The 13,028-nt window shown below is 42.6% G+C and carries 9 protein-coding genes; all 9 read left to right on the forward strand.

Annotation, left to right across the window (positions count from 1 at the left end):
• Window positions 1–69 precede the first annotated feature (69 nt).
• The 9 genes from scfA to rsmB all read left to right on the forward strand — a co-directional run bounded on the left by scfA (window position 70) and on the right by rsmB (window position 13,026).
• The gene (scfA, locus tag IJI01_RS06090; protein ID WP_013281386.1) at window positions 70–216 is read left to right on the forward strand and encodes a six-cysteine ranthipeptide SCIFF; all 147 of its coding nucleotides are present in this window, start codon (window positions 70–72) and stop codon (window positions 214–216) included.
• 155 nt (window positions 217–371) lie between these two features.
• A complete protein-coding gene (gene scfB / locus IJI01_RS06095) occupies window positions 372–1,811 on the forward strand; it encodes a thioether cross-link-forming SCIFF peptide maturase (RefSeq protein ID WP_292187371.1) in 1,440 nt (479 codons plus the stop codon).
• Window positions 1,812–1,827: 16 nt separating this feature from the next.
• Complete coding sequence (gene secD / locus IJI01_RS06100; protein ID WP_292187373.1) at window positions 1,828–4,095, forward strand: protein translocase subunit SecD; 2,268 nt, start codon at window positions 1,828–1,830, stop codon at window positions 4,093–4,095.
• A 109-nt stretch (window positions 4,096–4,204) separates the two neighbouring features.
• Complete coding sequence (locus IJI01_RS06105) at window positions 4,205–6,052, forward strand: single-stranded-DNA-specific exonuclease RecJ (RefSeq protein ID WP_292187376.1); 1,848 nt, start codon at window positions 4,205–4,207, stop codon at window positions 6,050–6,052.
• Window positions 6,053–6,285: 233 nt separating this feature from the next.
• The gene (locus IJI01_RS06110) at window positions 6,286–7,770 is read left to right on the forward strand and encodes a UDP-N-acetylmuramoyl-L-alanyl-D-glutamate--2,6-diaminopimelate ligase (protein ID WP_292187379.1); all 1,485 of its coding nucleotides are present in this window, start codon (window positions 6,286–6,288) and stop codon (window positions 7,768–7,770) included.
• A gap of 9 nt (window positions 7,771–7,779) precedes the next feature.
• Window positions 7,780–10,041 carry a replication restart helicase PriA gene (priA, locus tag IJI01_RS06115; RefSeq protein WP_292187381.1) on the forward strand — a complete coding sequence of 754 codons (2,262 nt, stop codon included), beginning with the start codon at window positions 7,780–7,782 and terminating at the stop codon, window positions 10,039–10,041.
• Between the two features lie 81 nt (window positions 10,042–10,122).
• Window positions 10,123–10,617 (forward strand): peptide deformylase, encoded by a 495-nt coding sequence (gene def / locus IJI01_RS06120; RefSeq protein ID WP_292187384.1) that lies wholly within the window; start codon window positions 10,123–10,125, stop codon window positions 10,615–10,617.
• 3 nt (window positions 10,618–10,620) lie between these two features.
• On the forward strand, window positions 10,621–11,616 hold the full coding sequence (gene fmt / locus IJI01_RS06125) for a methionyl-tRNA formyltransferase (protein WP_292187387.1): 996 nt from the start codon (window positions 10,621–10,623) through the stop codon (window positions 11,614–11,616).
• A gap of 57 nt (window positions 11,617–11,673) precedes the next feature.
• Complete coding sequence (gene rsmB / locus IJI01_RS06130) at window positions 11,674–13,026, forward strand: 16S rRNA (cytosine(967)-C(5))-methyltransferase RsmB (protein ID WP_292187389.1); 1,353 nt, start codon at window positions 11,674–11,676, stop codon at window positions 13,024–13,026.
• Window positions 13,027–13,028: the final 2 nt, after the last annotated feature.

Raw genomic sequence — 13,028 nt, forward strand, 5'->3', positions numbered from 1 at the left:
ATATGTTATACTGAGTCGATGAAAAACTCGAAATATGGTTGTTACCACATTTTCAAGTAGGAGGCAATTATGAAACACGTTAAATCATTAGTTACAAGAAACCTTAAGGAATCAATGAAGAAGGGCGGATGCGGCGAGTGCCAGACATCTTGCCAGTCTGCTTGCAAGACTTCCTGCACAGTAGGAAATCAGAGCTGCGAACAGCTTAGCAAGTAATTACCGGTTACAGATATTCCGGGAAGCACATAATTTATCCCGGAAACATGATTTAGTCATGTCGGGCAGCGACTTTGTCGCTGCCCAAATTTTGTGGTATTCAAAGCCATGCATTTTCGAGTCTGGCTTTGAATAATTGTTAGTTAGGAGAAATTATGATTCACGCTTATAAGAACAACGGCTATAATATTGTTCTGGACGTTAACAGCGGATCAGTTCATGTTGTAGATGACGTTGTTTTCGACCTTGTAGAGGTCGTAGAGACAAGACTGCAGGATAAATATGGTACTGCAGCAGCCGCTGAGGACAACAATGGTGTAGATGAAGCTGATGTTAAATGGCTTCTTGAGGATGTTCTTTCTACTACAGACGTTAAGAGCAAGTACTCAGAGGAAGATATTAAGGAAGCTATTGAGGAGATCCTTGAGCTTCGCGCTTCAGAAGTTCTTTATGTAGACGATGTTTACGAGAACTACGTAGAAGATTTCCAGAACAGGGATACAGTTATTAAGGCTCTTTGCCTTAATATAGCTCATGACTGTAACCTTAGATGTAAATACTGCTTTGCTGACGAGGGTGAGTACCACGGCAGAAGAGCACTCATGAGCGAAGAGGTTGGTAAGGCAGCACTTGATTTCCTTATCAAGAATTCAGGTAATCGTAGAAATCTTGAAGTTGACTTCTTTGGTGGCGAGCCACTTATGAACTGGGAAGTTGTCAAGAAGATCGTCGAGTACGGCAGATCAATTGAGAAAGAGCACAACAAGAACTTCAGATTCACAATTACTACAAACGGAACACTTTTGAATGATGAGATCCTTGAGTATGTTAACAAGGAAATGGGCAATATTGTTCTTTCTATCGACGGCCGTAAGGAAGTTAACGACTTTATGCGTCCTAGAAGAGGCGGACAGGGCTGCTATGATGACATAGTACCTAAGTTCCAGAAGGTTGCAGAATCTCGTCATCAGCTCAGATATTTCGTAAGAGGAACCTTTACTCACAACAATCTTGATTTCTCAGAAGATGTCAAGCATCTTGCAGATCTTGGTTTCAAGCAGATATCTGTAGAGCCTGTAGTTGCCAAGCCTGAGGACTGGTACGCACTCAAGGATGAAGATATTCCTAAACTTTGCGAAGAGTACGACAAGCTTGCCAAGTTCTACATCGAGAGACACAAGGAAGGTAAGGGCTTTAACTTCTTCCACTTCAACATCGATCTCGAGGGTGGCCCTTGTGTTGCCAAGAGACTTTCAGGATGTGGTTCAGGATGCGAGTATTTGGGTGTTACTCCTTGGGGAGACCTTTATCCATGCCATCAGTTTGTTGGTAATGAGGACTTCATCATGGGTAACGTATACGATGGAATAACCAGAAATGACATCAGAGAGATGTTCAAGAAGAGCAATGTTTATTCCAGACCCGAGTGTGAGAAATGTTTTGCCAGGTACTACTGCAGTGGCGGATGTGCTGCCAATGCATATAATTTTAACGGGGATATCAATACGACATATAAGCACGGATGTGAGCTTCAGAGAAAGCGCATAGAATGTGCCATTATGATAAAAGCGGCTTTAGCCGAAGAAGAAGGTTAACGGGAGGATTTTTAGTATGAAACGCTTAAAATCAGTGATCGGACTGATCCTTATGCTGGCTCTCCTTGGGGGACTTGGATACTCAGCAGTTGTAGGACTTGGTCCAGACAAGTCAGGATCTCTGTCCAGTATTCCTTTAGGACTTGATCTTGCGGGTGGTGTCAGCATCACTTATGAAGTAGTTGGGGAAGAAAACCCTGATAAAGAGGATATGTCAGATACAATTTACAAGCTTCAGCAGCGTGTAGATCAGTACAGCACAGAGTCACTTGTATATCAGGAAGGTTCCAACAGAATCAACATCGAGATTCCTGGTGTATCAGATGCCAACGCTATTCTTGAAGAGCTTGGTCAGCCAGGTAACTTGTACTTTATTGCTCAGACAGACTCTGAGGGTAATCCAAACTATGAGTACAAGCTTGATTCAACATATGGTCTTTTCTATACATATGAACTGAACAAGACAATTGAAGAACTTGAGGCAGATGGTTCAATCGTTCTTTCTGGTTCAGACGTTGAGACAGCACAGGCTGTATATCAGCAGGATTCATATGGCGGAAATGAACCTGTAGTATCTCTTGACTTTACAGAGGCTGGAGCAGCTGCTTTTGCAGAGGCTACAACAAAGGCTTATGCTAATGGCGAGAGCATCGGTATCTACTATGATGGTCAGTTCATCAGCGTTCCTACAGTTCAGGCAGCTATTACAGATGGTAAGGCTGTTATCACAGGAATGTCAGATTATGAGAATGCAGCTAGTCTTGCTTCTATGATCAGAATCGGTGGACTTAAGCTTCAGCTTAACGAACTTCGTTCTAACGTAGTAGGCGCTCAGCTTGGTTCAGATGCTATCAGAACATCTCTTTATGCAGCAGCTGTAGGATTTGCACTTATTGCAGTATTCATGATCGTATTCTTCAGAATACTTGGTTTCTCTGCAACACTTGCACTTGCATTCTACACAACACTTATGGTATTCATGCTCTCAGCATTTGAGCAGACACTTACACTTCCTGGTATTGCAGGTATCATTCTTTCAATCGGTATGGCAGTTGATGCTAACGTTCTTGTATTCTCTCGTATCAAGGAAGAGATTGCAGGCGGTAAGGATGTTAACGAGGCTAGAAAGGCCGGATATAACAAGGCTCTTTCATCAATCATTGATGGTAACGTAACAACATTCATCGTTGCTTTTTGGCTCTACATTTTAGGAACAGGTTCAATCAAGGGATTTGCTATAACACTTATGTTTGGTATTGTCCTTTCAATGTTCACTGCTCTTGTTATTACTAGAACAATTACATCACTCCTTTATGGCATCGGCCTTCAGAGCCCAGTTCTCTATGGTAAGGCTAAGGCACCTGTTAAATTTGATTTCGTTGGTAAGAGAAAGATATTCTACGGAGTTTCATGTGCTATCATCATTGCTGGTTTCGTAGCAATGGGTGTTAACGCAGGACAGGGCAAGGGAGCATTCAACTACAGCCTTGATTTCGTAGGTGGAACATCTACAACAGTTACATTTAGCGAAACTAAGGAGCTTGCTGATCTTGAGAAGACAGTTGCTGAGGATATCAAGAAAGCAGCTGGAATCAACCAGATTCAGATTCAGACAGTTTCAGGAACAACTCAGGTTATCTTTAAGACACCTACTCTTAACGTTCAGCAGAGAGAGGCAGTTGAGGATGTACTTGTTAACACTTATGAAGTATCAGCTGATAACATTGCAGCAGAGACAATCAGCTCAGTTATCAGTAGCGAGATGAGAGCAGACGCTATTGTAGCTCTTCTTGTATCACTTGTATGTATGCTTATCTACATCTGGATCAGATTCAAGGATATCAAGTTCGGCGCTGCAGCTATTATCGCTCTTGCACATGATGCACTTATTGTAATCGTATCTTATGCATTCACAAGATACGCAGTAGGTAACACATTCATCGCAGTTGTACTTACAATCATCGGTTACTCAATCAACGATACAATCGTCACATTTGACCGTATCAGAGAAAACCTTGCAAATGTAACTAGCAAGAAGGAATATGCTGAGCTCGTTAATGGTAGTGTTGCTCAGACAGTTACACGAAGCTTGTTCACATCAGCTACAACATTCTTCACAGTATGCGCACTTTACGCATTCGGTGTTGCTGATATCAAAGCCTTCGCGCTTCCTCTTATGGTTGGTGTAATCTGTGGTACTTACTCATCAATCTTCGTTGCATCACCTATGTGGTACGACCTCAAGACTAAGTTTAAGACACTGTTTACAAAGCAGGCAGCTTAACATAAAATATTAACAGAGCCGACTTCCATTCGGAAGTCGGCTCTGTTTAGTTTCTGCATAGTTTTGCAAACTACTACGCATTTTTTAATATATATGATCGAGGTTATTTATGGCAAAATGGATGGTAGCTAATAAGAAAGCTGATTTCGACAGACTTGCCCAGGAATTTGGCATCAGAAATATTACAGCAAGACTTATAGCTAATAGACTTATTAATAGCAGAGAGACAGAAGAACAGGACTGCTCGGATGAGGCAGTTAGAAGATACCTTTATGGTGATCTTTCAATGCTTCATGATCCACATGGGATGGCGGATATGGATAAAGGCGCTGCAGTTATGCGTGACAGGATCAAGGCTGGCGCCAGGATCAGAGTTATCGGTGACTATGACGTTGATGGTATATGTTCTTCTTATATTCTTGCGCATGGACTTTCTCTTTTGGGAGCTGATGTTGACTACGTGCTTCCAGACAGAGTCAAGGATGGATATGGACTTAGCATCAAGCTTGTTGATGAAGCACTTGAGGCTGGAATAGATACTATCATTACATGTGACAATGGGATTGCAGCAAGTGAACAGATTGCTCATGCCAAAGAGAAGGGAATGACTGTAGTAGTTACAGATCATCATGAGATTCCTTTTGAAGAAACTGATAGCGATGCAGATTCATCAGATGATAATTTGGCGGGCAGAAGAGAAATTCTTCCACCAGCGGATGCAGTCATTGATCCTAAGAGAGCAGATGGTAGCTATCCTTTCAAGGAAATCTGCGGAGCTGTAGTTGCTTATAAGTTTATGCAGGTCCTCGCAGAACTTTTTGAGGAAAGCGGAGACAAACTTGGCAATTACTTTACAGAGATGCTCATCTATGCAGGTCTTGCGACAGTATGTGATGTAATGGAACTCAAGGATGAGAACAGGGTTATAGTCAAGGAATCTCTTAAGCTTATTGATAAGACTGAAAATGCAGGACTTCGTGCACTTATTCATCAGAATGGCCTTGATGAGGGCAAGATATCCTGTTACCACTATGGTTTCGTTATTGGACCATGTCTTAATGCGACAGGAAGACTTGATCTTGCTACACGTGCCCTTGCACTCTTTTTTGAAGAGGATGAGAACAAGGCAGCTATGATAGCAGCTATTCTCAAGCAACTCAATGATAACCGTAAGGATATGACCAAGCTTGGCGTAGATACAGCTATAGAGATGGTTGAAGAGCAGAAAAAGGGTAATGACAACGACCTTCCTAAGGTTCTCGTCATCTATCTTCCTGATGTTCATGAATCAATTGCCGGAATTATAGCTGGTAAGGTCAAGGAGAAATACTACAGACCTACAATAGTTCTGACCAAGGCTGCTGATGGCGGCGTTAAGGGATCAGGCAGATCTATTGAGAAATACGATATGTATGAAGAACTCTCTGGCTGTAAGGAATTATTCACCAAGTTTGGTGGACACAAGATGGCAGCTGGCTTGTCACTTTCAGAAGAGAACATTGATATTCTCAGGAGCAGACTCAACGAGAACTGCAGTCTTTCAGAGGGTGATTTTGAACCTACACTTCATATAGATATGGTTATGCCACTCAAATATGCTGACATGAACCTTGTTCGCGAATTCGAGTGCCTTGAACCTTTTGGCAATGGTAACACCAAGCCTATTTTTGCTCAGAGAGATGTGGCTTTATTATCAGGTCGTATTCTTGGTAAAAACAGGAACTGTGGTAAATATCGTATCTCAGATGAGAGTGGTCAGATTTATGATATGATGTATTTCGGAGATATGGAGAAATGGCATGATTACCTGTCTGAGAAGTATGGACAGGACGCTATTGATGATCTCTACAGTGGGAAAACTGATGGTTCAATGAAGGTAAATATTGCGTATTATCCGGATATTAACAGCTTCCAGGGACGACAGAGCCTTCAATTTGTCATGAGTGATTTCATGTAAAAAAAGAACCCCATAAAACCACAAAAACACACGCGTCGGCGTGTGTCTGCGGTTTCTTATGAGGGGGAGATAGTGAGTAAAGTTGTTACTCACTTCTTGATTATTATGTTAACAAAAAAATGTGAATAAATTGTGAAAAAATTCTAAAAATTAGAATTAATCAAAATTAGTTAATTGTTAGCTTAAATTAATTATTTTTTAAGTTAACTAATAGATTAAACGGAGGTGGAAAAATGGTACTTTCCAAATTATTAGAAGAGCTTGAATGCAGGGTGACAGCAGGTAATTCCGCAGAAATACTGGATACAGACAGAATAGAAATCAAAGATGTAGTTAACGACAACAGAAAGATTTCAGAAGGATCTCTTTTCATATGCATTAAGGGTGCTAATTTTGATGGACATTCATGTGCAATGGAAGCAGCTCAGAAAAATGCAGCTGCAATTGTAGTTGAGCATGATGTTGAACTCCCGGATGATTGCAAGATGGCTGTTATCAGAGTAGAGAATACAAGATATGCTATGGCATTTATTTCTGCAGCATACTTTGATCATCCAGCCAGAAAGCTTAAGACTATCGGTATTACTGGAACTAAGGGTAAGACAACAACTACATATCTTATCAGAAACATGCTCCAGAACGCCGGTCACAAGGTTGGTCTTATTGGAACAATCGAAGTTATAATTGGTGATGAGCATATTCATGCTGAGAATACAACACCTGAGTCCTTCACACTTCAGGAATATATGGCTAAAATGGTAGAAGCAGGCTGTGATAGTGTTGTTATGGAGGTTTCTTCACAGGGACTTATGCTTCATAGAACTCAGGGCTTTGTTTTTGATATTGGTATCTTCACAAACATTGAGCCAGATCACATCGGACCTAATGAACACAAGGATTTCGAGGATTACATGCATTGCAAGGGACTTCTCTTTAAGCAGTGCAAGATCGGTATCTGTAACGGAGACGATATCCACACAGACGATATTCTCGAAGGACATACATGTAAGGCATACACATATGGATTTAGTGAGGGACTCGACCTTAGAGCTATCAACCTTGCATATATCCGCAAGCCAGGTGAGCTTGGTGTATTCTTCGACACAGAAGGCCTTATCAATATGCATGCCGAGATCAGAACACCTGGTAAGTTCAGTGTATACAATGCACTTTGCGCTATAGCTGTTGCTCAGGAGCTTGGCTGCACACCAGAGGAGATTGCTCCTGCACTTAAGGAAGCCAAGGTTAAGGGCAGAATCGAGATGGTTAAGGTGTCAGACGACTTTACTCTGATGATTGACTATGCTCACAATGCTATGGCTCTTAAGAGTCTTCTCACAACACTTAGAGATTATCATCCAAACAGACTTATCAGTGTATTTGGATGTGGCGGTAACAGAAGTAAGCTTCGCCGTTTTGAGATGGGTGAAGTAAGTGGTAAGTATTCAGACTTTACTATCATCACTTCTGATAACCCAAGATTTGAAGAACCTGAGGATATCATGAATGATATCGAGACAGGCATGAAGAAAACTGATGGTAAGTATATCAAGATCACAGACAGAAAAGAAGCCATCAAATATGCAATTGAGCACGGTGAGCAGGGCGATATCATCGTTCTGGCCGGCAAAGGACACGAGGACTACCAGGAGATCAAAGGCGTTAAATATCCTATGGATGAGCGCGTGATCATTCAGGAGATTCTTGAGGAGAGATAATAAACTTATATGACATCATGCGAGTATGCCAACATAATAATTGACATATCCCATGAAAAAGTAGACAGGTTATTCCAGTACAGAATACCGGATAGACTTAAGGACAAAGTCGAAGTGGGCTGCCCTGTGGAGGTGCCTTTTGGAAAAGGCGATACCATCAGAAAGGGCTATGTGCTGGAAGTAACTGACGAACCAAACTGGGATCCAGACAAAATCAAAGAGATAGCTTCAGTTCCTGATGATAAGCTGGGAGCTGAGGATATCTCTATTAAGCTTGCCGCCTGGATGAAAAGATATTATGGCTCAACCATGATATCGGCTCTCAAAACTGTTCTGCCTGCAACCAAGAAGCAGAACATTCAGAAGCATAAGTTTGTTTCCCTGCGAATGAGCGTAAGGGAAGCTACAGAGTATTATTATGAGTGTGCAGGTAAAAAGAATCAGAAGGCCAGAGAGAGGATTCTTGCTGAGCTTCTTATTACTCCGGATGACAGAATCCCTTACGAGCTTATAACTCAGAAGCTCCATGTTTCAGCGGCTACGATCAAGAGTCTTGCAGATAAGGGTGTCATCAGGATTGAAGAGGAAGAGTACTACAGAAAGCCGGTGGCAGGTGATTCTTCCAGATATGGCGCCAAGGTTCTGAGCCAGGAACAGCAGAATATTGTAGACAGTTTCATAACTGACTACGATGCCGGGGTAAGAGATACTTATCTGATCCACGGAATTACCGGAAGTGGCAAGACTGAGGTTTACATAGCACTCATAGATGAAGTCATCAAAAGAGGCAAACAGGCGATAGTTCTTATCCCTGAGATTGCCCTTACATATCAGACTCTCATGCGATTCTACAGGCATTTTGGAGACAGGGTTTCTGTCATGAACTCATCTCTTTCACCTGGAGAAAAGTATGATCAGATGGAGAGAGCAAGGACTGGTGATATAGATATTATCATTGGCCCAAGATCAGCTCTTTTCACACCATTTCCAAATACAGGAATAATAATAATCGACGAGGAGCATGAATCCACATATAAGAGTGAGTCCATGCCTAAATATCATGCAAGGGAAACAGCTATAGAGCTGGCTAAACTGGTTCCTGATGGAGCGAGTGTTGTACTAGGCTCAGCTACTCCTTCACTTGAATCCTACTATAGAGCTCTTACTGGGCAATATCATCTCTTTGAACTTAAGAGGAGACTGACTGGTGGAACACTTCCTCAGGTTGAGATCGCTGACCTTAGAGAAGAGCTTAGAAGCGGTAACAGATCAATCTTTTCCAGAAGACTTCAGGAGCTTATGGAGGACAGATTATCTAAGGGCGAGCAGGCTATGCTCTTTATTAACAGAAGAGGTTTGGCTGGTTTCGTGTCCTGCAGATCCTGTGGCCATGTTTTTAAGTGTCCGCACTGCGATGTCTCTCTTTCTGAGCACAGGGGTGGAAGACTTGTGTGCCACTACTGCGGCTATGAAGAGCCCCTTAAAAAGATATGTCCTAAGTGTGGCTCCAAGTATGTGTCTTCATTCCGCGCCGGAACCCAGCAGATAGAGGATGAGGTCAAGAAATTCTGGCCAAATGCCAGAACACTTCGAATGGATGCAGATACCACGAGGACTAAAGGTAGCTACGACAAGATATTGTCTTCATTTGCTGCCAAAGAGGCAGATGTTCTTGTGGGAACACAGATGATAGTTAAGGGCCATGACTTCCCGGATGTTACTCTTGTGGGAATTCTGGCTGCTGATATGTCTCTTTACGCAAGTGACTACAGAGCAAGTGAGAGAACCTTCCAGCTCCTTACACAGGCGGCAGGAAGAGCTGGTAGAGGAGAGAAGCCTGGAAACGTAGTTATTCAGAGCTATGAGCCAGAGCACTACAGCATACAGACTGCATCGAGACAGGACTATGAGGCATTTTATGAGGAGGAGATCGCCTATAGAGATCTTCTTCGATATCCGCCTATATCCCATATGATGTCTGTTCAGATACTTAGTTACGATGAAGAGCTTGGAATGCAGTTTGCTACAAGACTTCGCGCTATTATGGAACAGAATAAGAGAGAGGGGGCTATTTTTATAGGCCCTGCAGCTGCAGCAATCGGCAAGATCAACGACGTCTATAGAATGGCTGTCTATGTCAAGATGGATGATTACGACGGCCTTATAGCGTATAAAGATATGTTGGAAAAATATATACATCAACTGGAAGAAATGGGTAAGCTTAAGAAAATTTCAGTGCAATTTGACTTTGATCCCGTTAACGGCTTCTAGTTATCTGTGAAATAGTGACGAAGCACAGGTACACAACATATGGTATACTTGAATAAGAATGTTTAGTACAAGGAGAAAGAAATGGCACTTAGAACTATAAGAGAGATCGGTGATGATGTTCTTGTCAAGAACTGCAAAGAAGTCAAAGAAATCACACCTAGAATAAAGGAACTTGTGGAAGATATGTTTGAGACTATGTACGAGGCTAACGGTGTTGGTCTTGCAGCTCCACAGGTAGGGATTCTTAAGAGAATTTTTGTTATTGATGTTACTGGCGAGGATCCTATGGTATTCATCAACCCTGAGATTCTTGAGACAAGCGGAGAGCAGACAGGCTATGAAGGATGTCTTTCTGTTCCTGGCAAGTCCGGAGTAGTAACAAGACCTAATTATGTTAAGGCTAAGGCCTTCGACCTCGAGGGTAACGAGTTCATTATCGAGGGCGAGGAGCTTCTTGCAAGAGCTATTCTTCATGAGAATGATCACCTCAACGGAACAATGTATGTTGAGAAGGTAGAGGGTGAGCTTGTAGATAATGAAGAGCTGATAGCGCAGCAGGAAGAGGAAGAAGAGTAATATATGAAGATAATCTTTATGGGAACACCTGATTTTGCCAGGGCAGCCCTTGAGAAGATAATTGAGGCAGGACATGAAGTGGTGCTGGTTGTAACACAGCCAGATAAGCCCAAGGGCAGAAGTGGTGAACTTCAGATTTCAGATGTCAAAGAGTGCGCACTAGAGCATAACATTCCTGTTTTTCAGCCTGTCAGGATCAAGCTTCCTGAGAATGTGGCTGAGCTTCGTAAATATGACGCAGATATCTATGTGGTAGCTGCATTTGGACAGATCCTTTCACAGGAAATCCTTGATATTCCTAGGTTTGGATGCGTGAATATCCATGCTTCACTCCTTCCTGAGTACAGAGGAGCAGCTCCAATCCAGCAGTCTATCATAGATGGTAAAAAAGAGACTGGAGTGACCATTATGCAGATGGCAGCCGGCATGGATACAGGTGATATCCTCACTCAGAGGACTATCCCTATAGCAGATGATGAGACAGGTGGCGGCCTTTTTGATAAACTCTCAGCGCTGGGAGCAGAGCTCATTGTTGAGACACTTCCCAAGATTGAGAGAGGCGAGATCACTCCGATTCCGCAGGATGAGGATAAGGCTACCAAATGTGGCAAGCTTAGCAAGGATATGGGCAGAATCAACTGGGGGGATAATGCCGAAGATATCAGAAACCTTGTTAGGGGCCTCAATCCCTGGCCAAGTGCTTATACATCACTTAACAAGAAGAGTTTCAAGATCTGGAGAGCCAAGGCTCTTATGGAACTGGAATTCAGACAGATGGCCAAGGAACTTAATGATGGCTTTGACAGCCTTAGAGCAGAAGCCATAACAAATGGCAACGCTGGGGCAGTTGTAGCAGTACTTAAGGATTCTTTTGTTGTTCTGACTGGCGATGGATATCTTCAGATATTCGAAGTACAGTTAGAGGGCAAGAAGAGAATGCCAGTTAAAGATTTTCTTATGGGATACAAGCTTCTAGTAGGAGCAAAATTAGGGGAGTAAATGATACCGTGAGGATATTTACTTGCATCTTATCATGGTGTCAGATGGATAAGATTTATGGTTAATGTAAGAGAAATAATTTTAAATATACTTATAGAATACGACAGGGATGGCAATAGAAAGCCATCCCTTTTAAAGGACACACTGGAGAAATACGATTATCTCGATACCAGAGATAAGTCTTTTATCAAAAGAGTCACAGAAGGCTGTCTTGAGAGAAATATACAGATAGATTACATCATTGACTCTTTTGCCAAGACTCCTGTAGCGCAGATGCAGCCATTTATCAGAAGCCTTATGAGAATGAGCGCTTATCAGATCATGTTTATGGATTCTGTTCCTGACAGTGCAGCCTGCAATGAAGCAGTCAAGCTTGCTGCCAAGCACAAGTTCTCCGGGCTCAAGGGCTTTGTAAATGGCGTTCTTCGCAATATTTCACGTAACAAGGATCAGATCAAATATCCTGATCCTAAAGAGGACGGGGGAATTAAGTATTTATCTGTGGTTTACTCAATGCCAGAATGGCTCTGCGAGATGTGGACAGCAGAATATGGCTTTGACAAGACTGAGAAGATGCTGAGCTTCTTCCTTACTCCTAGACCAACTACCATCAGAGTAACTCATGGCCTTAGCCAGAGTAGATCAGTAGAGGAACTTCAAAAGAGCCTTGAGGAAGCAGGTGCTTCAGTTAAGGTAAATGATCTTCTGCCATATGCTCTTGAGCTTGAAAAGACAGATAATATCAAGTACCTGCCAGGCTTTAAAGAGGGCGAGTTTGCTGTCCAGGATGTGAGCTCAATGCTGGTTGTAGAGGTTGCAGATCCACAGAACAAGCAGGTTGTGGTGGATGTGTGCGCAGCTCCTGGCGGTAAGAGTATGCATGCTGCTGAGAGAGTTTATCCGGATGGAAGAGTCTATTCAAGAGATGTTTCAGATAGGAAATGTCAGCTTATAGAGGAAAATGCAGACAGACTAGGACTTTCCAATATCAGCGTCAAGGTCAACGATGCCAAGATTCATGATGAGGATCTCAAGAGCCAGGCAGATGTGCTTCTTTTGGACCTTCCATGTTCAGGACTTGGTATTCTGGGCCGTAAGAACGATATCAAGCACAATGTTAAGCCCAAGGGCCTTGAGGAACTTGAGAAGCTCCAGTGGGAGATCATCAAGTCCTGCTGGGATTACGTCAAGGTTGGCGGAACACTGGTTTATTCAACCTGCACCGTCAATAAGGCGGAGAATGAGGATATGGTCAAGAGAATCTGTAACGAGCTTCCGTTTAAGCTGGAGGATTTCACGGATAAGCTTCCGGAGGCACTTCGTAAGAGCTCTTCTAAGGGATATATACAGCTTATACCAGGCGAATATGGAACAGATGGATTCTTTATTGCCAAGCTAAAGAGGATTTAAGA

The sequence above is a fragment of the Butyrivibrio sp. genome (genome assembly GCF_017433805.1).
Taxonomy (GTDB): Bacteria; Bacillota; Clostridia; order Lachnospirales; family Lachnospiraceae; genus Butyrivibrio.

Excerpts from the sequence above, each read along its gene's own strand:
- scfA (WP_013281386.1), top strand. The coding sequence starts at position 70 with ATGAAACACGTTAAATCATTAGTTACAAGAAACCTTAAGGAATCAATG.
- scfB (WP_292187371.1), top strand. The coding sequence starts at position 372 with ATGATTCACGCTTATAAGAACAACGGCTATAATATTGTTCTGGACGTT.
- secD (WP_292187373.1), top strand. The coding sequence starts at position 1,828 with ATGAAACGCTTAAAATCAGTGATCGGACTGATCCTTATGCTGGCTCTC.
- IJI01_RS06105 (WP_292187376.1), top strand. The coding sequence starts at position 4,205 with ATGGCAAAATGGATGGTAGCTAATAAGAAAGCTGATTTCGACAGACTT.
- IJI01_RS06110 (WP_292187379.1), top strand. The coding sequence starts at position 6,286 with ATGGTACTTTCCAAATTATTAGAAGAGCTTGAATGCAGGGTGACAGCA.
- priA (WP_292187381.1), top strand. The coding sequence starts at position 7,780 with ATGACATCATGCGAGTATGCCAACATAATAATTGACATATCCCATGAA.
- def (WP_292187384.1), top strand. The coding sequence starts at position 10,123 with ATGGCACTTAGAACTATAAGAGAGATCGGTGATGATGTTCTTGTCAAG.
- fmt (WP_292187387.1), top strand. The coding sequence starts at position 10,621 with ATGAAGATAATCTTTATGGGAACACCTGATTTTGCCAGGGCAGCCCTT.
- rsmB (WP_292187389.1), top strand. The coding sequence starts at position 11,674 with ATGGTTAATGTAAGAGAAATAATTTTAAATATACTTATAGAATACGAC.